General features: G+C 72.1%; 21 protein-coding genes. 9 read left to right on the top strand and 12 right to left on the bottom strand.

Annotation, left to right across the window (positions count from 1 at the left end; translation table 11 throughout):
• The first annotated feature begins 45 nt into the window (after positions 1 to 45).
• On the top strand, positions 46 to 726 hold the full coding sequence (locus ABD999_RS06285) for a glycoside hydrolase family 25 protein (protein WP_187281232.1): 681 nt from the start codon (positions 46 to 48) through the stop codon (positions 724 to 726).
• Positions 727 to 795: 69 nt separating this feature from the next.
• On the opposite strand, the gene ABD999_RS06280 is transcribed toward ABD999_RS06285, so the two are convergent.
• Together ABD999_RS06280 and ABD999_RS06275 are read right to left on the bottom strand one after the other, a co-directional pair.
• Positions 796 to 2118: an LCP family protein gene (locus ABD999_RS06280; protein WP_271277672.1), complete on the bottom strand. Its 1323-nt coding sequence runs from the start codon at positions 2116 to 2118 to the stop codon at positions 796 to 798.
• 1584 nt (positions 2119 to 3702) lie between these two features.
• Positions 3703 to 4710, bottom strand: coding sequence for a neutral zinc metallopeptidase (locus ABD999_RS06275; protein WP_271277673.1), 1008 nt, complete (start codon positions 4708 to 4710; stop codon positions 3703 to 3705).
• Positions 4711 to 5457: 747 nt separating this feature from the next.
• Between ABD999_RS06275 and ABD999_RS06270 the strand changes: the two genes are divergently transcribed.
• The gene (locus tag ABD999_RS06270) at positions 5458 to 6327 is read left to right on the top strand and encodes a LysR family transcriptional regulator (protein WP_148032386.1); all 870 of its coding nucleotides are present in this window, start codon (positions 5458 to 5460) and stop codon (positions 6325 to 6327) included.
• Between the two features lie 149 nt (positions 6328 to 6476).
• On the opposite strand, the gene ABD999_RS06265 is transcribed toward ABD999_RS06270, so the two are convergent.
• Together ABD999_RS06265 and ABD999_RS06260 are read right to left on the bottom strand one after the other, a co-directional pair.
• Entirely contained in the window at positions 6477 to 7835 is a 1359-nt protein-coding gene (locus tag ABD999_RS06265; protein ID WP_271277674.1) for a sensor histidine kinase, read from the bottom strand.
• Positions 7828 to 8502, bottom strand: coding sequence for a response regulator transcription factor (locus ABD999_RS06260; protein ID WP_148032384.1), 675 nt, complete (start codon positions 8500 to 8502; stop codon positions 7828 to 7830). Before ABD999_RS06260 ends, ABD999_RS06265 begins: the two co-directional genes overlap by 8 nt.
• A gap of 127 nt (positions 8503 to 8629) precedes the next feature.
• Between ABD999_RS06260 and ABD999_RS06255 the strand changes: the two genes are divergently transcribed.
• The 3 genes from ABD999_RS06255 to ABD999_RS06245 are packed head-to-tail and all read left to right on the top strand — an operon-like array spanning position 8630 to position 11683.
• On the top strand, positions 8630 to 9769 hold the full coding sequence (locus tag ABD999_RS06255) for a LolA family protein (protein WP_271277675.1): 1140 nt from the start codon (positions 8630 to 8632) through the stop codon (positions 9767 to 9769).
• The gene (locus tag ABD999_RS06250; protein ID WP_148032382.1) at positions 9766 to 10743 is read left to right on the top strand and encodes an ABC transporter ATP-binding protein; all 978 of its coding nucleotides are present in this window, start codon (positions 9766 to 9768) and stop codon (positions 10741 to 10743) included. The genes ABD999_RS06255 and ABD999_RS06250 overlap by 4 nt, the downstream gene beginning before the upstream one ends.
• Entirely contained in the window at positions 10730 to 11683 is a 954-nt protein-coding gene (locus ABD999_RS06245; RefSeq protein WP_271277676.1) for an ABC transporter permease, read from the top strand. Before ABD999_RS06250 ends, ABD999_RS06245 begins: the two co-directional genes overlap by 14 nt.
• Positions 11684 to 11752: 69 nt before the next feature.
• Here ABD999_RS06245 and ABD999_RS06240 read toward each other — a convergent pair whose 3' ends face one another.
• Positions 11753 to 12466, bottom strand: coding sequence for a YcnI family copper-binding membrane protein (locus ABD999_RS06240; RefSeq protein WP_345482612.1), 714 nt, complete (start codon positions 12464 to 12466; stop codon positions 11753 to 11755).
• A gap of 48 nt (positions 12467 to 12514) precedes the next feature.
• Entirely contained in the window at positions 12515 to 13051 is a 537-nt protein-coding gene (locus ABD999_RS06235) for an MFS transporter (RefSeq protein WP_345482611.1), read from the bottom strand.
• Positions 13052 to 13197: 146 nt separating this feature from the next.
• On the opposite strand from ABD999_RS06235, the gene ABD999_RS06230 reads away from it, so the two are divergent.
• On the top strand, positions 13198 to 13656 hold the full coding sequence (locus ABD999_RS06230; protein WP_271279999.1) for a hypothetical protein: 459 nt from the start codon (positions 13198 to 13200) through the stop codon (positions 13654 to 13656).
• On the opposite strand, the gene ABD999_RS06225 is transcribed toward ABD999_RS06230, so the two are convergent.
• The 3 genes from ABD999_RS06225 to ABD999_RS06215 are packed head-to-tail and all read right to left on the bottom strand — an operon-like array spanning position 13653 to position 15881.
• Complete coding sequence (locus tag ABD999_RS06225; protein ID WP_219544639.1) at positions 13653 to 14396, bottom strand: ABC transporter ATP-binding protein; 744 nt, start codon at positions 14394 to 14396, stop codon at positions 13653 to 13655. The genes ABD999_RS06230 and ABD999_RS06225 overlap by 4 nt on opposite strands.
• An 8-nt stretch (positions 14397 to 14404) precedes the next feature.
• Positions 14405 to 15193, bottom strand: a complete 789-nt coding sequence (locus ABD999_RS06220; protein ID WP_271280000.1) for an ABC transporter permease — start codon at positions 15191 to 15193, stop codon at positions 14405 to 14407.
• Complete coding sequence (locus ABD999_RS06215; RefSeq protein WP_271280001.1) at positions 15186 to 15881, bottom strand: ABC transporter permease; 696 nt, start codon at positions 15879 to 15881, stop codon at positions 15186 to 15188. The genes ABD999_RS06220 and ABD999_RS06215 overlap by 8 nt, the downstream gene beginning before the upstream one ends.
• A 349-nt stretch (positions 15882 to 16230) precedes the next feature.
• Here ABD999_RS06215 and ABD999_RS06210 point away from each other — a divergent pair, with 349 nt between their 5' ends.
• Complete coding sequence (locus ABD999_RS06210) at positions 16231 to 17211, top strand: alpha/beta hydrolase (protein WP_219544604.1); 981 nt, start codon at positions 16231 to 16233, stop codon at positions 17209 to 17211.
• Positions 17212 to 17332: 121 nt separating this feature from the next.
• Positions 17333 to 18166 carry a siderophore-interacting protein gene (locus tag ABD999_RS06205; RefSeq protein ID WP_148032375.1) on the top strand — a complete coding sequence of 278 codons (834 nt, stop codon included), beginning with the start codon at positions 17333 to 17335 and terminating at the stop codon, positions 18164 to 18166.
• Here ABD999_RS06205 and ABD999_RS06200 read toward each other — a convergent pair.
• The 3 genes from ABD999_RS06200 to aceA all read right to left on the bottom strand — a co-directional run bounded on the left by ABD999_RS06200 (position 18159) and on the right by aceA (position 21390).
• Positions 18159 to 19433 (bottom strand): TolB family protein, encoded by a 1275-nt coding sequence (locus tag ABD999_RS06200; RefSeq protein ID WP_271280002.1) that lies wholly within the window; start codon positions 19431 to 19433, stop codon positions 18159 to 18161. The two genes, ABD999_RS06205 and ABD999_RS06200, sit on opposite strands and share 8 nt — an antisense overlap.
• On the bottom strand, positions 19430 to 19963 hold the full coding sequence (locus ABD999_RS06195) for a SigE family RNA polymerase sigma factor (RefSeq protein WP_333485746.1): 534 nt from the start codon (positions 19961 to 19963) through the stop codon (positions 19430 to 19432). Before ABD999_RS06195 ends, ABD999_RS06200 begins: the two co-directional genes overlap by 4 nt.
• 140 nt (positions 19964 to 20103) lie before the next feature.
• Positions 20104 to 21390: an isocitrate lyase gene (gene aceA, locus ABD999_RS06190; RefSeq protein WP_148032372.1), complete on the bottom strand. Its 1287-nt coding sequence runs from the start codon at positions 21388 to 21390 to the stop codon at positions 20104 to 20106.
• 258 nt (positions 21391 to 21648) lie between these two features.
• Here aceA and ABD999_RS06185 point away from each other — a divergent pair, with 258 nt between their 5' ends.
• On the top strand, positions 21649 to 23121 hold the full coding sequence (locus tag ABD999_RS06185) for a helix-turn-helix domain-containing protein (RefSeq protein WP_378525098.1): 1473 nt from the start codon (positions 21649 to 21651) through the stop codon (positions 23119 to 23121).
• Positions 23122 to 23135 lie beyond the last annotated feature (14 nt).

The following is a 23135-nucleotide window of genomic DNA, read 5'->3' as shown; positions in this document are numbered from 1 at the left end:
TGCGTACGAATGATCACTAATCGTGCGCGACTCTGGAGGAACACCATGACAATCACCCGTACCCTGCGCAAGTTCGGCGCCACCGCGGCCCTGGCCGTCGCCACCACCGTGGCGGCTCCCGCCTTCACCGCCCCCGCCCAGGCCGCCGAGCTCCCGTACGGCCAGGACGTCTCCAACTACCAGCCCACCCACGACTGGGGTGCCAGCGGCGCCGACTTCGGCATCGTCAAGGCCACCGAGGGCCTGGACTTCAAGGACAAGACCTTCGCCCGCCACTGGAAGGAACTCGACAAGCACGAGGTCGTGCGCGGCGCCTACCACTTCGGGCACCCGAAGAACGACCCCGTCGCCGAGGCCGACTTCTTCCTGTCCGTGGTGAACAGCCAGCCCGCCGAGAAGGGCGACCTGCTCGCCCTCGACCTGGAGACCAGCGACGGCAAGTCGGTCGAGCACGTGAACAAGTGGGCCAAGACGTTCCTGGAGCGGGTCAAGGCCAAGACCGGCGTCACCCCGCTGTTCTACAGCGGCTACGCCTTCGCCGACCAGTACGGCAAGGGCCTGGGCGAGTACCCGCTGTGGGTCGCCCACTACGACAAGGCCAAGGGCACGGTCGCCACGCCGGCCGACTGGAAGTCCTGGACCATCCACCAGTACTCCGACGCGCCGGTCGACCAGAACGTCTCCGCGCTGAGCATCGACCAGCTGCGCGCCCTCGGCCGCAGCTGACCCCCCGGGGTACGCCGACGCGCCTCGCCCCGCCTCCCGCCGACCGGCAGGAGGCGGGGCGAGGTCGTTTCATCCGCACAGCTCGTCGAGCGACTCGGCGCTGTCGTTCGCCTTCTGCGAGTTGCGGGTCGGCGTCTCGGTCGGCTGGGCCGCACGCACCTGCGTACGCGAGACCGAGGGGGAAGCCGACGCCGTCGGCGCGGCCTGCGTGGCGGCCTTGGCGCGACGCGGCTTGAGCGAGTCCTGGACAGCCTTGGCCGACGCCCGCCGGATCTTGACCCAGTCAGGGCTGCCCGGCCAGTACTTCGGCGGCACGAACTGCAGGCTGCTCATCTTCGCGTCCTTGACCTTGAGCGCCAGGTCCAGCAGCGGTTCCAGGAGTTCCTCGGGGATGTTCGTCTCGGCCAGCCGTTTGGTCGCCGTGGCGATGCTGTTGAAGTTCGCCAGGATCTTCTGCGGCGTCGCCTGCTGCGCGAACGCGCCGATGACGCAGCGCTGGCGGCTCATCCGGGAGAAGTCGTCGCTGCCCACCCGGGACCGGCCGTACCAGAGGGCCTCCTCGCCCGACAGCCGCCGGGTGCCCGCCCTGATCGTGCCCGCGGTCCCGTACAGGCCGCCCCACTTGACGTCCTGCTCCACGTGGATGGTCAGCCCGCCGATGGCGTCCACCAGGTCGGCGAACCCGTACATGTTCATCAGCACGTAGTAGTCGATGTCCAGGTTGAGCGTGTAGCTGATCGCGTCCATCAGCGCGCGCGGGCCCCGGTTCTTGCCGCCCGCCTGCTCCGGGTGGTCGTTGGCGTACTGCCACACCTCGTTCAGCAGGCCGCCGTTGGGCAGCTCCGCCATGAAGCCGTTCGGGAAGTGCCTGCGCAGCGGCGACGACGGCGGGAAGCGCACGTGCTGCAGGTTGCGGGGGAGGCTGAACAGCACCGTGGCGCCCGTCGGGATGTGCACGCTGGCCACGTTCATGCTGTCGGTGCGCACGCCGGTGCGGTTGCCCGCGGCGTCACCGCCGACCAGCAGGAAGTTGACCCGGTCCTTGCCGTTCCACGGGTCCTCCTCCTTGATCGGCGCGACGTCCGGGTTGTCCTCCGCGCTCTTGAAGACGTGCTTCTTCGCGTCCCACACCGCGTAGACCGACGTGGCCGACAGCGCGAACGGGGCCATCACCACCACGCACAGCAGGCCCACCCCGACGCCGGAGATGATCTGGCCCTGCTGGGTGAGCCGGCTCGGGCCGAGCGCGACGTACGAGGAGACCGCTAGCGCGAACCAGCTCAGCGCGCCCACGGAGGCCAGGACCACGACGGTCATCATCACGCTGTCGCGCGTGACGATCCCCGCGTTGTCCAGGTTGGCCAGCACGAACGCCAGCAGGCCGAGCAGCACGGCGACGAAGACGCCGACGAGGACCAGACCGGTGCGCCGGTGCCCGGCCCGCAGGTGCGCGGCGCCCGGAACGAAGATCGACAGCAGGGTCCAGCCGAGGATGGACGCCGGCGTGAGCGGCTTCGCGAACCGCGGCGCCGCGCTCCCGCCACCGACCCCGGCAAGCCTCCCCGCGATCCCCCCACTCCGGTTGCCGCCCGAACGTGCCCGCCCGTCATCGCCACGACCTGGCCCGGAGCCACCCCCGGCGCCAGAGCCACCGCTCCTGCCGGAACCGTCTCCGGCCCCTGAACCTCTGCCAGAGCCGCCACTGGCCCCTGAGCCTCTGCCAGAGCCCCTTCCCGCACCTGAGCCCCTGCCAGAGCCCCTTCCCGCACCTGAGCCTCTGCCAGAGCCGCCGCCGGCACCTGGGTCCCTTCCGGAGCCGCCGCCGGCACCTGGGCCGCTGCCGGAACCACCTCCGGCGCTAGGGCCTCTGCCGCCACCGGCACCGGTGCCCCTGCCGGAGCCGCTCCCGGCACCAGAGCCGCCGCTCCTGCTGGAGCCGCCTCCGACGCCAGAGCCTCTGCCGCTACCAGCACCGGCGCTCCTGCCGGAGCCGCCTCCAGTACCGGAGTCGCCGCCGGCACCGGCTCCGGCACCCATGCCGGGGCCTGCACCTGAGCCTCTGCTGGAGCCGCCGCTGGGGCCCCTGCCGGAACCGTCTCCGGCACCAGAGCCGCCGCTGTCGGCACCGGCGCTCCTGCCGGAGCCTCTGCCTGTGCCGGCGCCGGAAGCGGCGCCGCCGCTGAAGCCGGAGCCGCCCTCGCCGGAGACTCTGGCTGGTTCGGCGCTGGGGTGGACGCCCCTGGCTACGCCGCCGTGGCCAGAGCCGCCTGTGACGGGGCCTTCGCTCGCGCCTCTTCCGTTCCCGCTCGGGGTGGAGCCCGCGCCTCTCCCGGCCGCCTCTTCGCCGGGGCGGCCGCTTCCGCCGGAGGTCCCTCTCCCGGCAGGGCCGCTTCCGGCGGGGGTTCCTCTCCTGGCGGAGCCGTTGTCGCCGGAGGTTCCCCCTACCTGGTGGTCGCCTCTGCCGGAAGCTCCCCGTGCCAGATGGTCGCCTCTGCCGGAGGTCTCGCCCCGGGCGGAGGTTTCGCCTCGGGTGGGGGTGCCGGCGTGTCGGGCTTCGCGGGTGTCCGGGGTTTGGCCCGGCGCGTCCGCGGGGTCCCTGCGGGGGCGTGGGGTGCCTGACGCAGGGTCGCCGGAGCGCCGGGTCCTGCGGGTCCGCCCGCTCCGCGGCTCGCCGGCTCGCGGTTCGGCGGCCCTGGGGTCGACGGCGCCGGACGGGTCCGGATGGGGGGCGGCCGGGTCGGGCGAGGGGTCGGCGGAATTGCCCGGCGCGGGCCGGGGTCGGCGAGGGGGGCGCCGTTTCCGGCCTCCAGGCACGGCGTCCACCCCATCGCGTTTGCTCACACCGGCTCCTTCGCACGCCTACCAGGCATAACCCGCTGGGTTTGCCCCCCGATGGCACAAGATTGCCAGGATTCTAGTCGCCATATATGGACATCAAAGACATGTGCCCAACATGAGATGAACCTCAAGTAACCATCAGGAGGTGGTCGAAGACGGCGCGGCCCACGTGTTGCACTGGTAGGCCTTGTTCTTCTCCCAGCCCTGCCGGAACCACCGGTGGTTGTTCGCCGTCGACCCGTGGTCACGCGGGTATCCCGGATGGTCGCCCACCTGGCCGTAGAACCAGAACAACCGCTGCCGGCTGCTCGTGCTCACCGGGTACGAGGCCGCGACCGACCGCATCCACATCCCGCCGAAGCAGGTTGCCTGGAGCTCCAGCCGTCGGCTCAGCGCCAGCTTGCCGTTCTGGTTCGAGGTCTCCAGCGTCTGACCCCACCAGGAGTCCAGCAGCCCGGTCAGGTTCTGCACGTGGTGCCCGTACTCGTGGGCCATCATGCTGATGATGCCGCCGTGCCAGCTGATGATCTGGCCGTAGCCGCGCGAGTTGCCGTTCCCCCTGGCCATGGCCGAGGTGGAGGCGTAGATCGTGTTGTTGCGCGGGCAGTAGTACGGCACGATGCTGCCCCGCTGGGGGTAGTCGCCGCAGGCGCCCCTGCCGCTCCTGGCCGCGATGGCGTACCTCGGCGGGCTGAACGGGATGCCCTGCTTCTGCAGGATCGGGCCCCATGCCTGGTCCATGCACTTGCCGGTCTTGAGGATCAGCGACTTGAGCTGGGTGTGGCTGAAGATGCTCACGTTGCCCGCCCGGCAGGTGAGCCTGGGCAGCACGCCGGCCCGGTAGACGGTGTTGTTCTTCAGGCTGCGGTCGAGCGTCACCTGCCTCGGCGGGTCGTCGTCCGGCTCGTCGTCCTGCTTGGGCCGCTGGGTCGGACGCTCGGTGGGCACGTCGTCCCGGGTGGGGCTGCTCGTCGGCTCACCCCTCGACCGCGTCGGCTCGTCGTACGGGGAGTACGTCGGCTGCGCGATCGGCGTCGTCGTGTCCGAACCCGACGACGAGCCCAGGAACGCCGCCCCGACGATCACCAGCACGAACAGTCCCGCGATCGTCCCGCACACCAGCCCGAGCACGCCGACCACGCCCATGCCGGACTTGCGGCGCGGCCGGTGGTGCCACTGCCCGTGCGGCGGGAAGGACGGCTGCCCGCCCGGCCAGGGCCCCTGCGGGGGCGGAGGGCCGCCCGGGTACCCGCCGCCCGGCGGATAGCCGCCCCCCTGCCCGGGGTACGCCCCCTGCCCGTGCGGCGGGCCCTGGCCCGGGTACGGCCCTTGGCCGGGTGGAGTGCCCTGGCCCGGATAGGGCCCCTGGCCGGGATAGGGCCCCGCGCCCGGGGGTGCGCCCTGTCCGGGATACGGCCCCTGGTCCGGATAAGGTCCCTGGCCCGGGTACGGCCCCTGGCCGGGCGGTGGCTGGCCCGGGTAAGGGCCTTGCCCCGGCGGCGGTGCGCCCCCTCCGGGGTACGGTCCCTGACCCGGATGAGGTCCGCCAGGATTGGGAACGCCTTGACCGGGGTATGGGTTGCCCTGCGGCTGTGGCTGGCGGTGGCCAGGCGGCGGCCATGGTAGCGAGGGCGGCCTCTGGGGCTGTCCTGGCCCCTGTGGCACGGGTGGATATTGCCCGTTCCCTGTCACCGTGTCGCCCCTTTACTCGGTTGTCCGAGATGCGCGACCTCTCCTGTCACACATCGTGCCTTTGCCGAATATGGGGCAGAAGCATACTGATTTCCCACCCGTCACGGATGTAGCGGTACTCGGTTACGGTCCGAAATCATTCGAGGTGATCTCAGTCATGTTCCGGACCACGGACCTGCCGTTGTCCTAGCGTTCTTTGCCATGAACCTCCAGCAGCTCCGCTATGTGGTCGCGACTGCGGAGCACCGCACCATGACTGACGCGGCAAGGTCGCTCTATATCGCACAACCTGCGCTTTCGCGTGCGATCCGCGATCTGGAACGAGAGCTCGGAATGACGCTCTTCGCGCGTTCGGGGCGGGGGGTAGTGGTGACCTCGCAAGGTCGCCGCGTGGTGAAGCTGGCTCGGGAGGCGCTCGACGCCGTCCGCGAGATCGAAGGCCTCGCCAACCACGGCGGCGCCGGCGAAGCGGAGCTCCGCATCGCCTCCACCCCCAGCCTGGAGCCCGGTCTGGCGGGGCGGCTGTTGCCCGCCTACGCCTCCGAGCACCCCGGCGTCCGCGTGCACATCGTCCGCTGCGAGGGCCGCGAGGCCGTCGTCAGCGCCATCCGGGACCAGCGGGCCGACCTCGGCCTGACCGATCTGCCCGTCCCCGGCGACCTGATCACCCACCCGCTCGAGCGCCAGGAGATCGTGCTGATCTCCCCGCCCGGGCTCGAACTCCCCAACCCCGTTCCCATGGGCAGACTCCACGGCATGCGCCTGGCCCTGCCCGCGCGCGGCAGCGTCCGCCGCAGGGAGCTCGACGCGATGTTCGGCAAGTTCTCGGTGAGCCCCGTCGTGGTGCTCGAAACCGACGAACGCAACGGCTGGCTGAACGCGGTGCGCGCCGGGAAGGCGTCGCTGCTGTGGTACCGCGGGATGGCCGAACAGGCCGCCAGGGCGGGCCTCGTGGTCCGCTCGCTGGAGCCCGCCGTCAGACGCGTGATCGCCGTCGTGCACACGCGCCGCCGCCTCCCGCTGATCGCCCAGGACTTCCTGGCGACCGCCGAGAGGGGCACGACCGCCTAGCGCGGTCGGATTCTCAGCACCTCGCCGGTCGCCGGCCCGTGTGCCCCCGTGGACACGTGGCAGGCGCCGTCAGGCTCCACCGTCACACCGGTCGGCGTGCAGTCGTGCCGACGCGCTCCTGGTGAACGCCCAGGTGACGGACGTCCCGTTCAGAGGGACGGGGGGAGGGAGACGACGGCGCGGAGGCCGGGGGAGGCGTCCTTCAGGTGGACGGTGCCGCCGTGCGCGCGCACCGTCTCCCGGACGATGGCCAGCCCCAGCCCCGCACCGCCCTCGTCCCGGCTGCGCCCGGTGTCGAGCCGGGTGAACCGGTTGAACACCCGCTCCCTGTCCTCCTCCGGGATGCCCGGCCCGTCGTCGGTGACGGTGAGGATCCCGTCGGCGGTCAGCGCGACCTCGACCTTCGACGCGGTGTGCCGCACCGCGTTGTCGATCAGGTTGGTCAGCACCCGGCTGAGGTCCATGGCGTCGCCGCGCACCTCCACCGGGTCGCAGGCGGCCAGCCTCACCTCGGCGTACCGCTCGGCCGTCTGCCGCACGACCTCGTCCAGGTCGACGGGCTCGCGCCGGGCCGGGACGCCGCCGCGCTCGTCCAGCCTGGCCAGCGCCAGCAGGTCCTCGGCCAGCCGCGACAGCCGCAGGGTGTCCTCCAGCACGCCCTCGGCCGTCTCCGGCCAGTCCTGCCCCTGCGGGTGCCCGAGCGCCACCTCCAGCTGCAGCCGGATGCTGGCGAGCGGGCTGCGCAGCTCGTGCGCAGCGTCGGAGACCAGCGCCCGCTGCCGCTTCTCGGCCTCCTCCAGCCGCGCCAGCATGTCGTTGAGCGTGGTGGCCAGCGAGTGCACCTCGTCGCGCGACTCCGGCACCGGCAGCCGGCGCGACCGGGCGGTGTGCGTGATCTCGGCCGCGCCCCTGCGCAGCGCCGTGATGGGCCGCAGCGTACGCCCGACGATCATCCAGCTGGCGCCCGCGAGCAGCACCACCAGCAGCGGCGTGCCCACCAGCAGCACCCGCCCGGCCGTGCGGACGCTCGTCTGGATCTCCGACACCGACCGGGCCGCGATCACCGTCTGCCCGCGGTCGGCGCTCAGCACCACCACCCGCAGCTGCGCCGGGATCGCGTACGGATGACCGTCGACGAACGTGGCCCGCCCGTCCTCCAGCGCCCGCGCCCGGCCCCGCCCGTCCAGCAGCGGCACCAGCCGGTCCGCGCCGTAGGTGACGTGCGTGATCCGCCCGTCCGCGCCGATGACCTGCACGATCGTGCCGTCGTGGGTGGTGATCGGGGTGGTCAGCGTGCCGGCGTCGGCCTGCACCCGCACGGTGTGCGCCTGCCGGCTGACCGACTCGTCCACGGTGGCCAGGAGTGTCCGGTCCAGCACCGAGAGCAGCACCGACGCCGACACCGCCAGCGCCACCGCCAGCACGGCGACGGCCACCACCGTCAGCCGGAACCGCAACCCCTGCCGCCGCCACCAGGCCGACGGGCGCGCGGCCGGGAACTCAGCCACCGTCGCCGGCCAGCCGGTAGCCCGCGCCGCGCACGGTCTGCAGCGCGTTCCTGCCGAACGGGGCGTCGATCTTGCGCCGCAGGTAGCCCACGTACACCTCGACCACGTTCGGATCGGTGTCGAAGGTGTCCCAGACGTGCTCCAGGATCTCCGACTTGGACACCACCTCGTCGCGCCTGCGCAGCAGGTACTCCAGCAGCGCGAACTCGCGCGGCGTCAGCTCGACGTCGCGTTCGCCGCGCCGCACCCGCCGCCGCGCCGGGTCCAGCGACAGGTCGCCGGCGGCCAGCACGGCCGGCCGCCGCCCCGAGTCGCGCCGCAGCAGCGCCCGCAGCCTGGCCACCAGCACCACGTACGAGAACGGCTTGGTCAGGTAGTCGTCGGCGCCCAGGTCGAGGCCGTCGGCCATGTCGTACTCGCCGTCCTTGGCCGACAGCATGAGGATCGGCACCCAGTTCTCCTCCGCGCGCAACTGCTTGCACACGTTGTAGCCGGACAGCCTGGGCAGCATGATGTCGAGCACGACTACGTCGTAGTCGCCGTGTCTCGCCTCGTGGAGCCCCTGCTCGCCGTCGTGGGCGAGATCGACGGCGAACCCCTCCGCCTGCAGCCCGCGCTGGAGCGCGGCCGCCATCCGGCGTTCGTCCTCGACGACCAGTACCCGCATGTGCCGATTCTCCCGTCCGTGCGCTGAGAGCCCGCTGAGAACGCTGAGAGGGATCTCAGCCCGTCTCAGGTTCGCCTAAGGATGCATCACGCAGGCTGCGTGTATCGACATACCGTTGAGGAGTGACATGCGTAGAGGCACGTACGTGAGGTGGGGAGTGCCGATCGCGGCGGCGGCCGTGATCGGCGCGGCGATAGGCGCCGGGCCGGTGATCGCCGCGGTGAGCGGCGACCCCGTGCTTCCCGAACGATCGGCCCAGCAGCTGCTGGCCGACGCCGCCGCGGCGGCGGAGAAGAGCGAGGGCATGCCCCCCATGTCCGGCACCGTCCAGCAGACGGCCTCGCTCGGCCTGCCGGCGCTGCCCGACACGGGCGACGGCTCGCCGCTGTCGCTGCTGTCCGGCTCCCACGAGGTGAAGCTCTGGTACGGCGACGAGGACAAGATGCGGCTGGCGCTGCCCACCCAGTTCAACGAGACCAACGTGATCGTCAACGGCGACCAGGTGTGGTACTGGGACAGCGACAGCAACACCGCCACCAGGGTCAAGCTGCAGGGCGAGCACCCCCGGGAAGGCCTGCCCACGGCCGCCCCGACCGTCATGACGCCCGACCAGGCGGCGCAGCGGCTCCTGGAGCAGGTGGACGAGTCGACCACGATCTCGGTGAGCAACACCGCCGAGGTCGCGGGCCGCCCGGCCTACCAGCTCACGCTCACCCCGAAGGACCCCGCGTCCCTGGTCCAGGAGGTGCGCCTGGCCATCGACGGCGAGCACTACGTGCCGCTGCGGGTCCAGGTGTTCGCCAAGGGCTCGGCCGAGCCGGCCTTCCAGGTCGGGTTCACCCAGCTGACCTTCACCCCGCCCGCCGAGGAGAACTTCGCCTTCACCCCGCCGGCCGGGGCCAAGGTGGAGGAGAAGACGTTCGGGCCGTCCGACGCGCGACAGGAGCACGCCGAGGAGGCCAGGCGCACCGCCGGGGACCTGAAGGTGCGTGGCGAGGGCTGGACCGCGGTCGCGGTGCTGCCCGCCGACGCCGCGATGCCGCAGGGCGACGCGGACGGCGCTCCCGGCGCTCCCGGCGGCGAGGGCGCCGACGCGCGGGCGCTCTTCGACAACGTGCTGAAGACGGCCACCCCGGTGAGCGGCACCTGGGGCTCCGGCAAGATGATCAGGACGAAGCTCGTCACCGTGCTGCTGACCGACGACGGCCGCCTGCTGGTCGGCGCGGTCACCCCGGAGGAGATCATGAAGGCGGCGGGCGTCAGGTGACGACCGTCGCGCAGGAAGCGGGGGCGCCCACCGGGGCGGCCCCGCCCTCCGACCCCGGCGCCGCCATCGTGACGTCCGGGCTGACCAAGCGCTTCCGCGGCGGCCAGACGGCCGTCGACGCGCTCGACCTGACCGTGCCGCGCGGCTCCGTCTACGGCTTCCTGGGGCCGAACGGCTCGGGCAAGACCACCACGATCCGGATGCTGCTCGGCCTGATCACGCCCACCGGCGGCACCTGCTCCCTGCTCGGCCTGCCGCTCGCGCTGGCCCTGCCCCGGGTGGGCGCGCTGGTCGAGGGCCCGGCCTTCTACCCCTACCTGACGGGCGAGGCCAACCTGCGCCGGTTCGACGCCGCCGACCCCACCGCCTCCGGGGCGACCGTCCGGCGGCGCGTCGGCGAGGCGCTGGAACGCGTCGGCCTCACCGCCGCGGCGGGCAAGCGCTACCGCAACTACTCGCTCGGCATGCGCCAGCGGCTCGCCATCGCGGCCGCCCTGCTCGGGCCGCGCGAGCTGCTCATCCTGGACGAGCCCACCAACGGGCTCGACCCGCAGGGCACCCGCGAGGTGCGGGCGCTGGTCAAGGAGATCGCCGCCGGCGGCACCACCGTGTTCGTCTCCTCCCACCTGCTGGCCGAGGTCGAGCAGATGTGCACGCACGCTGCCATCATGCGCACCGGCCGCCTCGTCGCGGACGGCACGATCGCCTCGCTGAGCGGCGGCCTGGCCACCCGCGTCAGCGTCGAGACGCCCGACGCGGCCGACGCGGCGCGCGTGCTCGCGGCGCTCGGGCTGGCCGACGTGCGCTCCGCCGCCGGCGCCGTGACCGCCGAGCTGGGGGGTCACGCTCCCGAGCGGGTCAACGCCGCCCTCGTCGGCGAGGGCGTGGCCGTACGGGGGCTCGCCGTCGTGCGGCCGAGCCTGGAGGACGTGTTCGTCGGACTGACAGGAGAGGGATTCGATGTCGACGGCTGACACGGGCACCCGCACCCGTCGCACCCCCGGGCTGGTGCCCGTGACCGAGACCCTGAGCACCGTCGAACGCCGCCCGGAGGAGCCCTCCGACCGGCCCGCCCCGCCCACGCCGCAGGCCGGGCGCCGCGCGGGCGCGTTCTGGCGGCTGCTCGTCTCCGAGCTGAGCCTCACCTTCCACCGGCCGCGCAACCTGGCCATGCTGGCCGCGCTCGCGACGGTGCCCGTGATCATGGGCGTGTCCCTGCGGCTGTTCGCCGGGGACGACCAGGTCGGCGGCATGATCGCCGCCGTGGCCGGCAACAGCCTCATGCTGACGTTCCTCGCGCTCTCGGCCCTGGTGCTGCTGATGATGCCGATCGCGGTCAGCGTGGTGGCCGGCGACGCGCTCGCCGGCGAGGCCGGCGGCGGCACGCTGCGCTACCTGCTCGCCGCGCCCGCCGGGCGCACCCGGCTGCTGGCCGTCAAGTACCTGAACGCGGTCGTGTACGCGTACGCGGTCACCGCGGTCGTGGCGCTGTCGGCGCTGGTGACCGGGCTCGTGCTGTTCCCCGCCGGTGACGTGGTCCTGCTGTCGGGCACCACCGTCACCATGACCGACGGGCTGCTGCGCATCGCGCTCACCGTCGGCTACGTCGGCTTCGCCCTGTCGGCGGTCGCGGCGGTGGCGCTGGCCATCTCGGCGTTCACCGAGGTGCCCATCGGGGCGATCGCGGGCACCGTCGTGCTGATCATCGCCTGCCAGGTGCTGCGGGCCATCCCCGCGCTCGAAGCGATCGCGCCCTACCTGCTGCCGACCAGGTTCACCGGCTTCGACGCGGTCCTGCGCAGCCCGATCGACACCGGGGCGCTGACGGAGGGCCTGCTGACGTTCGGCGCCTACATCGTGATGTCCCTGTCGATCGCCTGGGCCCACTTCACCGGCAAGGACGTCACGTCCTGACCCACATGGGGCCGGTGCGGGGGTGAGGGCTTCGCCCCGTACGGGTCGCGTACGGGGCGAAGGTGGTGATCAGGAAGGGCGGCGGCGGCGGAGGGCCAGGGCGGCGATCACCACGCCGGCGACGCCGACGGCGAGGCCGGCGCCGCCCAGCAGGCGGGCCGTCCCGTCCGAGGAGGCGGGGGCCGCGCCGGACGCGGCCGGCGCCGCGGTGGGGCCGGCGGCCGGGGAGGCGTACGCCGTGGGGGAGGCTTCGGCGGGCGGGGTCAGCTTGAGCACGGGCGCCGGGTGCTCGGGCTCGGACCCGTCGGCCGCCGGGGCGTCGGCCCAGGAGACGACCTCGCCGCTGGAGTACGTCTGCTTGGTCGGGAACACCAGCTGGTCGACCCCGGTCGGCAGCCGTCCCATCGACACCTCGAACTCCTGGAACTCGCCCTGGCCGATCTCACCTCCCGACCAGGCGATCGTGGTGACGGCCTCGGTGAGCTCACCGTGCTCGGTGGTGACGGGCTTGGGCAGCTTGCCCTCGGTGACCTTGACGGTCCAGCCGGGCACCGGCCTGACGGAGACGAACGCCAGCGGATGATCGGTGGGGAAGGTCACCTCGATCTTGGTCGTCCTGGCGTCGTCGCGCTCGTTCGGCACCCGGAAGGCGACCTTGGTGAACCCGCCCGCCACGGCGGTGCCGGGGTTGATCGTGACGTGCGCCAGCGCGGGCAGGGCGAGCGCGGCGGTGAGAGCGGTGGTGGCGGCGAGCACGGTCGCCGCACGTCTGAAGAAGGACATGGCGATAACTCCACTTGGTGGGCATAGGGGATGAGAGGTGTCAGCAGGTCAGGCGGGAAGTGGAGGACCTCGCCTGGTGACGCTGTGGCGGACCGCCGGGTCCGGCGGCACGTCGCGCACCCGTACGACGGGCACGGGCGGCCGGGCGGCGGGACGCGCGGGGACGGGCCGGGGGAGCAGGAGGCGGCGGGCCAGGCGGCGCAGCAGCGCCCAGAGCGCGGCCTCGCCGCGCGACAGCCACCAGCCGGTGAGGAGCGTGGCCGTCAGGTGGGCCACCAGCATGCCGAGCGCCTCGCCCAGCCCCTGCCCGTGGATGTGGGCGGCGACGTAGCCCGTGCCGTCGCCGCCGAACAGCTCGTGCAGCCCGAGCTGGGCCGCGACCAGCAGCCAGCCGACCTGGGCCGGTGAGCGCTCCTTGCCGCCCAGCGCGGCGGCGAGCCCGAACACCGCGCCGCCCCCGGCCAGCAGGGTCCACGGCGGGGGCCGCGATCCGCCGCTCAGCCAGTGGGCCAGGGCCGCGAGGAGCACACAGACGGCGGCGAAGGCCGCCGTCCGGATGAGCCGGAAAGGCAGGTGCGCTCGCATGAGTGTGCTCATGGTGCCACGGGCAGAAGACGTGCGAAAGCGCAAGCGGGAAGCCGCGTGATGACCGGGTGATTCGCGGCGTTTGTTCGCTAGGGTCGTGCCGACCACGTCGACATGAGGTGAGAACGTTGCGGCACTTAGGTGGTTTGCTCCTCGGGCTTGTGGTGACCGCGGCCGTGCTGGGAGGTGGCGGCTGGGCGGTGCGGCAGACGATGGCGGACGTCCAGGCCGCACCGCCGGTCGGCCCGTCGCTCTGGATCGCGCTGGGCTCCATGGCCGCCGTCGGCCTCGTCGTGGGGCTCGTGGTGGCGGGCCGGGTGTCACCGGTCGCCACCTTCATCCCGTCGATGGTCCTGCTGGCCTGGACCGTGGTGTACGCGCTGGACGCGAACCGGGCGCTGACCCTGCTGCCCGACGGCCCGGCGGTGAACGGCATCGTCAGGGAGATCGTCTCCGGCGCCCACATCCTGCTCCGCGGCGGCGTGCTCGCGCTGCTGGGCGTCGCGCTGTTCATCCCCGTGCTGATGCCCTCGCGCTGGGCGCGCCGCTACGACGAGGACGACGACGACTACGAGGAGCAGACCCGGGAGGGCAGCTACTACTAGCGCCCGGCGGTGTAGAGGTGGGTGACCACCTCCTCGATGGAGGAGAGGCCGGGAGCGCTCGCCATCAGGTCGTCCAGCGTCCCGTCGAAGGCCAGCCGGCCGTGGTCGATCAGCATCACGCGGCGGCACAGCCGCTCGATGTCGCCCAGGTCGTGGGTGGTCAGCAGCACGGTCGTGCCGCGCTCGGCGTTGATCCTGGCCAGGAACTCGCGGATGCCGGCCTTGCTCACCACGTCGAGCCCGATCGTGGGCTCGTCGAGCACGAGCACCTCCGGCGCGTGCAGCAGCGCCGCGGCCAGGTCGCCGCGCATCCGCTGGCCGAGGCTGAGCTGGCGCACCGGCGTGCTCATGAACGGGCCGAGGTCCAGCGTCGCCGTCAGCTCCGCCAGCCGTTCCGCGAACACTTTACGATCTACTTTGTAAAGGAGCCGGATCAGTTCGAAGCTGTCCTTGAGCGGCAGGTCCCACCAGAGCGTGGTGCGCTGGCCGAAGACCACGCCGATGTGCCGGGCCAGGGTGGTGCGCCGGCGCGACGGGTCGAGACCCGCCACCCGCACGGTGCCGGAGCTGGGCGTCAGGATGCCGCACAGCATCTTGATCGTGGTGGACTTGCCGGCGCCGTTCGGGCCGAGGTAGCCGACGAACTCCCCGGGCGCGACGGTGAAGGTCAGGTCGCGTACGGCGTGCACGGTCCGCCGCTTCACCTTGAAGGTGCGGCCCGCCTGGTTCAGCTCGATCATGGTCATGGTCAACTCCCTGTCGATCGGTAACGGCGCAGCCCTTGGCGCCAGGCGAGCGCGGCCAGCAGGGCGAGGACGAGGGCCGCGACGGGCCCGAGGAAGCGCATGAAGCCGGGCGTGCCGAACGGGTCGTCGCGGCCCAGCGCGTACAGGCCCGGCTGCCAGTTGATGAAGGCCAGCGGGAGCACGTACGTGACGCCGCGGACGAGTTCGCGGCCGTAGACGCTGAACGGGTACTGGGCGAGCTGCGCGCTGCCGTAGGTGAAGGCGTTGCTCACCTCCGGTGCGTCGACCAGCGCGAACTGGAGAGCTGCGGCCAGCGTCCAGAGCGAGGTGAAGATCACCACGCCGGAGAGGATCATGACGGGCACCATCCAGAGCCGCCGCGGGTCCAGGTCGAGCGCGGCGAGGGCGTAGCCGAGGGCGGCGGCGGCCTGCAGGACGCGGCCGATCCTGGCGGGCACGAACCGGTCGGTGGCGATCTGGATCCAGGCGTTCACGGGCCGGATCAGGAACGTGTCGAGCGTGCCGTCCCTGATGTGCGCGCTGACCCGGTCGAGGTTGCTGAACAGCAGGTCGGTGAGGGTGAAGGCGATCCCGGCGGTCCCGTACAGGAAGAGGACCTCCTCGCGGGTGAACCCGCCGAGCGAGGTGGTGTTGGCGAAGACGATCAGGATGGCGGCGAGGTCGAGCGCGGCGGTGGCGCAGCCGAGCACCAGGAGCAGCGCGAACGAGGCGGGGTAGGCGGCGGCGGCGCGGGTCCAGGTCCAGGCGAGGAGAAGGTAGGTCCTAACCACCCTGGATCACCACCTTGTGGCGGATGGCGCGGGTGCCGAGCGCGCCCAGGGCGAGCAGCGCGGCGGCCCAGAACGCCTGGAAGGCGAGGGTGTCGAGGACGGGGGCGGTGCCGAGGTAGAGGTCGGCGGGGGCCTGCGCCATGGCGGCCCAGGGCAGCACCCTGGCGACGTCGCCGAGCCAGCCGGGGAAGATCGTCAGGGGCAGGACCAGGCCGCTGAGGAAGGTGGTGAGCACGGTGGAGGCGATGTTGACGCCCCGGTCGTCGGCGAGCCAGCAGGCCGACAGCGCCACCAGGTAGCGCCAGCCGAAGCTGGTGACGACGCCGAGGAGCAGGCCGGCGAGCAGCCCCGCCCAGCGGCCCGGTCCGTCGGGCACGACGATGCCGAACAGGGCGGCGCCGACGAGCATCGGCGGGATGCCGCGGACGAGCAGGAGGTAGCCGGCGCGGCCGAGGTCCTCGGCCAGTGTCCAGAGCTGGAGCGGGGCGGGGCGGACCAGGTCGAGCGCGATGTCGCCGCTGCGGATGCGCTGGGGGATGGCGAGGCCGCCGCCGAACAGCTGCATCGGCCCGATGAAGGCCTGGGTGACGAAGCAGAAGGTGACGGCCTGGGCGACGTCGTAGCCGGCCAGGCCGGGCCTGGCCTGCCAGAGGGCGATGAGGATGTAGGCGCGCAGGATGCCGAACACGGTGTTGGTGAAGGCGCCGGCGAGCGCGGCCCAGACGTAGGTGGCGTGCTTGCGGAAGCCGTACCGGGCGAGCCGCAGGTAGAGGGGTATGGTTTGGCACCTCCGGAGGGTGAGGGCACGGTGACGGCGCGTGCCCGGGACCGTGCGCGCGCACGGGCCGGTCGGATGGAAGGCCTGGAATTATCCAACCGGCGGTCAGCGGTTGGCAACGGGATAGATGGCGCCCCGGCGTCGGCGGGCATAACCCTCTAGCAGGCAGCATTGCCGAAATGTCCGGGAAAAGCGATGAGATACTTACCGACGGGTAGAGCGATGTTCTGGCGGGGAATCAACATGCCGGAGGCCCGAAATGCACCTGGACAGGGATGTCGCTCCCGAGTATCCACTGAGCTGGCAGGCCCGCGCTCTCACCGGCCTCATGCGTCACACCCTCAAGCCGGCCTCCCACCTGTTCCTGCGCCACGCCCTGGCGCTGACCGCCGCGTCCCAGCTGGGAGAGCTGGTCAGGCTGCTCCCCGCGGCGACGCCCGACCACGTCTCGCTGGTTCCCGCCGCGTTCTCCGCGTGCGGCGGCGAGTGGGTGCGCGGGCGTGACACGCTGGACGAGCACAAGGTGGTGCTGTATCTGCACGGCGGCGGCTACTTCTCGTGCTCACCCCGCACGCACCGGCCGATCACCTGGCGCCTGTCGGCGGTGGCGGGCCGCCCGGTGCTGGCGCTGGACTACCGCCAGGGTCCGGTGCACAAGCTGGCCGACTCGCTGAGCGACTCCCTCGAAGCCTACGACTGCCTGCTGGGGCGCGGGTACGAGCCGGAAGACATGATCATCGCGGGCGACTCCGCGGGCGGGCACCTGACCCTGGCGACGCTGCTGGCGCTGCGTGACCGCGGCCTGCCGCTGCCGTCGGCGGCCCTGTGCCTGTCGCCCTGGGCCGACCTGACCGACTTCCCCCGGCGCGCGAACCGCTGGCAGGACCCGATGCTGCCGGCCGGGCGGGTGCGCTGGCTGGCCCGCCGCTGGACCGACGGGCTGGACCCGCGCGACCCGCTGGTCTCCCCGGTGCTCGGCGACTTCACCGGGCTGCCGCCGCTGATGATCGTCACCGGGTCGACCGAGGTGCTCAGGGACGAGGCCCGCCGCGTCGCCGAGCGGGCCAGGGACGGCGGCGTGCCGGTGACCTACGAGGAGTGGCCGCGCATGCCGCACGTGTTCCCGATCCTGGCGGACGTGCTGCCGGAGGCGCGGCTGGCGTTCCGGCACATGGCGATGTTCCTGGCGGCCGTGGCCGGTCTGGAGGAGCTGGCGGCGGAGGACGAGGCCGCCGCCTGATCCACGGGGTGAATCGGCTGACGGGACAGGGGCAGGGGCAGAAGTGACATTCCGCATCGCGCTGACGCCGCGCGGGGAGCAGAGTGTAGGTTAGGCACCCCTAAGCAAGGAGCTGTTCCGCATGACCGGTAAGCCGAGGGATCACCACCGAGGCGTCGTGCTGCGTACCGAGCGCATCGCGCCGCACATGATCCGGGTCATCGTCGGAGGTGACGGACTCCGCGACTTCGAGACGTCCGGCCACACCGACACTTACGTGAAGATCGTGTTCCCGCACGAGGGGGTCGACTACCCCCAGCCGTTCAGCGTCAAGCAGGTACGGGAGACCATGCCGCGCGAGTTCTGGCCGCGGCTGCGCACCTACACCGTGCGCGCCTGGGACCCCGACACCCGCGAGCTGACGCTCGACTTCGTCTACCACGGCGACGAGGGCCTGGCCGGCCCGTGGGCGGCCAACGCCGGACCGGGTGACGAGCTGCTCATGATCGGACCCGGCGGCGGCTACGCGCCCGGCCCGGAGGCCGACTGGCACCTGTTCGCCGGTGACGAGAGCGCGCTGCCCGCCATCGCCGCGTCCCTGGAGGCGCTGCCCGAGGGGGCGCGGGCGTTCGCGTTCATCGAGGTGGCGGGGCCGGAGGAGGAGATCAAGCTGAGCACCCCCGGCGACGTCGAGGTGGTCTGGCTGTACCGGGGCGACCGCCCGGTCGGGCAGGCCCTGGTGGAGGCGGTGTGCTCCTTCGGCTTCCCGGCCGGGCGGGTGCAGGCGTTCGTGCACGGCGAGGCCGGGTTCGTCAAGCAGCTCCGCCGCCACCTGCGGGTCGGCCTGGGCATCCCGATGGCGCACCTGTCGATCTCCGGTTACTGGCGGGCCGGAGCGGACGACGAGTCGTGGCGCGCGGTCAAGAAGGACTGGAACAAGCAGGTCGAGGCCGAGGAAGCCGCCATCCTCACTTGATCTTCGTGACGTCGATCACGCGCAGGGTGTCCCCGGCCGGGTAGGCGAGGAGCCTGCCGTCGTCGTCGAAGCCGGGACTCATGACGCTGACGCCGCCGTCCGTCCGCTTCGACGGGACGCCGAGGTCGGCGGAAGCACCGGTGCGCAGGTCGAAGAGGACGACGCCGACCGAGTCCTCGCCGTAGGGGATCGTGGCGACGTGGAAGCGGTCCAGGGCGGGCGGCGTCCAGGCCATGCCGCCGGGCAACTCCTGCTGCCGGGAGCCGTCGCGCAGCCGGTGGAAGGCGGTAGCCCCGGAGCTGCCGACGCAGAGTGTCACGCCGCAGGCATGCACCTGCTCGCCGTCCCTTGCCAGGGCCCGGTCGGTCTCGCCGGTCCGCAGGTTGCGGATCAGGCCGTAGCGTGTGCCTTCGCCCGCGCCGTACGGGCCGGGAGTGCCGATCCACGGCCAGGACAGCAGGTGCATGCCCGCCCCGTTCTCGAGCGGCTCCACCTCGCCGCCGCCGAGCGGGACCGTGAACACTCCCCCGGAGCGGGCCGAGAACGCGACCCGGTCGCCGACGATCTCGACCTTGTCCAGGCCGCGCTCGTCGAGCCGGCTCCCGATCAGCCGCGCCTCGCCGCCCGCGAGGGGAGCCGCCCAGATCTGGGCGGTGCCGTCCTTGAGCTGCGTCCACCAGGCGACGTGCCCGCCGGCGGCGTCGAAGCCCGACGCGAACAGCGCGGTCCCCTTGGGGGTCACCACGTGGGTGATCTCGCGCAGGGCGAGCGTGTCCAGGTCGTAGGCGTACAGGGCGTCGGTCTTCTCGAACGAGGCCCAGGTGGAGACGAGCAGGGTCCGGTCGTCGAGGAGGAGGATCGGCTGGATCTTCTTGCCGTCGGGCGTCTTGGCGGGAACCTCGCGCAGCGCCTCCGGCCACACCGATCCGATCGGCTCCGGCTTGACGTCGTAGGACGGGGCGTGGGACTGGGCCGGCGACACGGGCGGCGACACTGCCGCCGTCGCCGTCGCGTCCGGGGTGACGGTGGCGGCCCTGTCGGCGGCCCTGTCGGCGGCTCTGTCTGCGGCGCGCAGGCCGCCCGCGACCCCGCCCGCGATCACCACGACCGCCGCGCCGGCGAGCAGCGCCTGCCTGCGCTGCCTGCGCCGCCGGTAGCGGGCCTCCACCTGGGAGGCGGCCGCCTCGGCGGGCAGTCCGGGCGCCTGGCCTGCGGCCTGCCGCAGCGTCCTGCGCAGGGTGTCCTCCACGTCGGGCGTCCGGTTCATCGCGCTCCCTCCCCGACCGCGCTCCACTCGACGGGGACGGCGGCGCGCAGCTTGTCCAGCGCCCGCGACGCCTGGCTGCGCACGGTGCCGCGGGAGACGCCGAGCACCTTGGCGATCTCGGCGTCGTCGAGCTGCTCGTAGTAGCGCAGCACCAGGACGGCGCGCTGCTTGCGGGGCAGGCCGGACAGCGCCAGCCACATGGCGCGCTCGTCGCCGCTGGGCAGCGCGTCGCGGTGCTCCCTGTCAGGTGGCTCCCAGGTGAGCTGTTCGCGTCTGCGCCGCCGCCAGGCCGCGATGTGCAGCCGTGCCATCGTGGTGCGCGCGTAGCTCTCGGGGTTGTCCTTGGAGCGCAGCCGCGGCCAGGCGGCCCGCACCTTGAGCAGCGCCTCCTGCACCAGGTCGGCGGCGTCGTGCGGGTTGCCCGCGAGCACGTAGCCGTAGCGCATCAGCGCCTCACCCCGCTCGGCGACAAACTCCGCGAATCGGGCGTCTCCATCCACCTGCTCCAGCCTTCCGTCGATTCCTTCCACCTCTCAGAGAAGGAACGCGGCCGATCCGTTGCACGGGCTGGCGGACATGGGTCGGCCGCGCCAGGCCGGGGAAGGTCTGGCGCGGCCGTTCGCCGGGGGGAACCACCCATGCCCTGGAGGTAACCGGCGAGCTCATGCGGTCAGTGGGCGAACTGCTCCTCCTCGGTCGACCCCTTGAGCGCGGTGGTCGAGGAGTCGGGCGAGATGGCCGTGCTGACCAGGTCGAAGTAGCCGGTGCCGACCTCGCGCTGGTGGCGGGTGGCGGTGTATCCGTGCGCCTCCGCGGCGAACTCCGCCTCCTGCAGGTCCACGTACGCGGTCATGCCGTCGGTCGCGTACCCCTGGGCGAGGTGGAACATCGAGTAGTTCAGCGAGTGGAACCCGGCGAGGGTGATGAACTGGAACTTGTACCCCATGTGCCCCAGCTCGCGCTGGAACTTGGCGATGGTGGAGTCGTCCAGGTGCTGCTTCCAGTTGAAGGAAGGCGAGCAGTTGTAGGCCAGCATCTGGTCCGGATACCGGGCCTTGATCGCCTCGGCGAACTCGCGGGCCACGTCCAGGTCGGGCGTGCCGGTCTCCATCCAGAGCAGGTCGGAGTGCGGGGCGTAGGCGAGGCCGCGGGCGATGCACGCCTCGATGCCGTTGCGCACCCGGTAGAAGCCTTCGGCGGTGCGCTCGCCGGTGCAGAACTCCTGGTCGCGCGGGTCCACGTCGCTGGTCAGGAGCGTCGCGGCCTGGGCGTCGGTCCGCGCGATGACCAGGGAGGGGACTCCCGCGACGTCCGCGGCGAGGCGGGCGGCGTTGAGGGTCTTGATGTGCTGGCCGGTCGGGATGAGCACCTTCCCGCCGAGGTGGCCGCACTTCTTCTCGGAGGCGAGCTGGTCCTCCCAGTGCACGCCGGCGGCGCCGGCGGCGATCATGCCCTTCATCAGCTCGAAGGCGTTGAGTACGCCGCCGAACCCGGCCTCGGCGTCGGCCACGATGGGCGCCAGCCAGTGCGGCGCGTCCTCCCGGCCCTCCGACCAGGTGATCTGGTCGGCGCGCAGCAGCGCGTTGTTGATGCGGCGCACCACGGCCGGCACGGAGTTGGCCGGGTAGAGGCTCTGGTCGGGGTAGGTCTGCGCCCCCAGGTTGGCGTCGGCGGCGACCTGCCAGCCGGACAGGTAGATGGCCTTCAGCCCGGCCTTCACCTGCTGCACGGCCTGGTTGCCGGTCAGCGCGCCGAGCGAGTGCACGTACTCCTCGGTGTGCAACAGGCTCCACAGCCGTTCGGCGCCGAGCCGGGCGAGCGTGTGCTCCTCCTGGACGCTGCCACGCAACCGGATCACGTCCTCGGCGCTGTAGGTGCGCTCGATGCCGGCCCAGCGCGGGTCGTTCTCCCACTCGTCCCGCAGCTGCTCGGCGGCTCCCTTGAGGCGATCGTTCATCGTTCACTCCTTTGTCGTCCCCTGGGGCGTATGCCGAGTCTGTGCCCCCGTGACCCCCGGCAACAGCCAGAACGGGAGAGAAAAACCTGCGAATTTCCGCCACACGCAACTACTGGCCGGTCTTCAGGGGAGAAAAAATCGAGAGTTTTCTCTATGGACTAGACCACTGGTCAGAGGTGGTGTGCCCGGCCTCACAGGGCCTGCGGGCGCCTCCCGTACGTCTAGAAGATGAGCGGAATTTCCGACTAAGATGCGTGCATGGCGTCCTTGCTGGGTGAAGAACCGCTGACTTTGACGCATGAGCTCGATCTCATCGCGTTCGGGCAACGCCTGCGCCACCTCCGCAAGCAGCGCGGGCTCACCCTCTCCGACCTGGGCGAACGGGTCAGCAGGGCGCCCAGCCAGCTCTCCCTGCTGGAGAACGGCAAGCGCGAGCCCAAGCTCTCCCTGCTCAAGTCGCTCGCCTCGGCGCTGAACGTGCCGGTCGAGGAGCTGCTGCGCCGCCAGCCGCCCAACCGCCGCGCCCAGCTGGAGATCGCCCTCGAAGAGGCCCAGCGCGACCCCATCTACGCCGACCTCGGGCTGCCGCGTCTCAAGGTCTCCGCCCGCGTGCCCAACGACGTGCTGGAACACATCCTCGGCCTCTACGGCGAGCTGCGCTCCCGCGAGGCGCGCGGCACCGCCACCCCCGAGGAGGCCAGGGCTGCCAACGCCGAGCTGCGCCGCCGCCAGCGCGAGCTGGGCAACTACTTCCCCGAGATCGAGCAGGCCGCCGCCGAGGCGCTCGGCTCCGTCGGCTACCGCGCCGGCGCCCTCTCGCAGAGCATGATCCAGAGCCTGGTGACGCACTTCGGCTACACCGTGCACACCGCCCAGGACCTGCCCCGGTCGGTGCGTTCCATCACCGACATGCGCAACCGCCGCATCTACGTCAAGCACGAGCAGCTCGGCATGCACACCCCGCGCACCATCCTGCTCCAGACGCTCGGCCACCTCGCGCTCGGCCACAACAAGCCCCGCGACTTCGCCGACTTCCTGCGCCAGCGCACCGAGGCCAACTACTTCGCCGCCGCCGTGCTCGTGCCGGAGAAGGCCGCCGCCGTCTACCTGCAGGAGGCCAAGGCCGACCGGGCGCTGTCGGTGGAGGACCTGCGCGACGTGTTCGCGGTCTCGTACGAGATGGCCGCCCACCGCTTCACCAACCTCGCCACCCACCACCTCGACCTGGTCTGCCACTTCGTCCGCAACGACGCCGGCGGCATCATCTACAAGGCGTACGAGAACGACGGCATCGTCTTCCCCGCCGACGAGCAGGGCGCCATCGAGGGGCAGCGGATGTGCCTGCAGTGGTCGGGCCGCCAGGTGTTCGCCTCGCCCGACCGCTTCTCCGTCTACTACCAGTACTCCGACTCGCCCACGGGCACCTACTTCTGCGTCGCGCACGTCGACCCGTCACGGGAGCGCGACTTCGCCATCACGCTCGGGGTGCCGTTCAAGGAGTCGCGCTGGTTCCGCGGCCGCGAGACCACCAACCGCACCAAGTCCACCTGCCCCAACGGCGACTGCTGCCGCCGCCCGCCCACCGCGCTGGCCGAGCGCTGGGAGGGCTACGCCTGGCCGTCGGCCCGCGCCAACTCGCACGTGCTCGCCGCCCTGCCGCCCGGTTCCTTCCCCGGCGTCGACGAGGCGGATGTTTACACATTCTTGGAGCGCCACGCCGTCACGGGTTGACCCCCGGAGGGCAG

This window comes from Nonomuraea ferruginea, assembly GCF_039540635.1.
GTDB lineage: Bacteria > Actinomycetota > Actinomycetes > Streptosporangiales > Streptosporangiaceae > Nonomuraea > Nonomuraea ferruginea.
Note: the sequence above shows the minus strand (reverse complement) of the source record. Positions and strands in the feature narration are given on the sequence as shown.

Coding starts and splice junctions, on each gene's coding strand:
- ABD999_RS06285 (WP_187281232.1), top strand. CDS start 46: ATGACAATCACCCGTACCCTGCGCAAGTTCGGCGCCACCGCGGCCCTG.
- ABD999_RS06275 (WP_271277673.1), bottom strand. CDS start 4,710: ATGGGCGTGGTCGGCGTGCTCGGGCTGGTGTGCGGGACGATCGCGGGA.
- ABD999_RS06270 (WP_148032386.1), top strand. CDS start 5,458: ATGAACCTCCAGCAGCTCCGCTATGTGGTCGCGACTGCGGAGCACCGC.
- ABD999_RS06260 (WP_148032384.1), bottom strand. CDS start 8,502: ATGCGGGTACTGGTCGTCGAGGACGAACGCCGGATGGCGGCCGCGCTC.
- ABD999_RS06255 (WP_271277675.1), top strand. CDS start 8,630: ATGCGTAGAGGCACGTACGTGAGGTGGGGAGTGCCGATCGCGGCGGCG.
- ABD999_RS06245 (WP_271277676.1), top strand. CDS start 10,730: ATGTCGACGGCTGACACGGGCACCCGCACCCGTCGCACCCCCGGGCTG.
- ABD999_RS06240 (WP_345482612.1), bottom strand. CDS start 12,466: ATGTCCTTCTTCAGACGTGCGGCGACCGTGCTCGCCGCCACCACCGCT.
- ABD999_RS06235 (WP_345482611.1), bottom strand. CDS start 13,051: ATGCGAGCGCACCTGCCTTTCCGGCTCATCCGGACGGCGGCCTTCGCC.
- ABD999_RS06225 (WP_219544639.1), bottom strand. CDS start 14,396: ATGATCGAGCTGAACCAGGCGGGCCGCACCTTCAAGGTGAAGCGGCGG.
- ABD999_RS06210 (WP_219544604.1), top strand. CDS start 16,231: ATGCACCTGGACAGGGATGTCGCTCCCGAGTATCCACTGAGCTGGCAG.
- ABD999_RS06205 (WP_148032375.1), top strand. CDS start 17,333: ATGACCGGTAAGCCGAGGGATCACCACCGAGGCGTCGTGCTGCGTACC.
- ABD999_RS06200 (WP_271280002.1), bottom strand. CDS start 19,433: ATGAACCGGACGCCCGACGTGGAGGACACCCTGCGCAGGACGCTGCGG.
- aceA (WP_148032372.1), bottom strand. CDS start 21,390: ATGAACGATCGCCTCAAGGGAGCCGCCGAGCAGCTGCGGGACGAGTGG.
- ABD999_RS06185 (WP_378525098.1), top strand. CDS start 21,649: ATGGCGTCCTTGCTGGGTGAAGAACCGCTGACTTTGACGCATGAGCTC.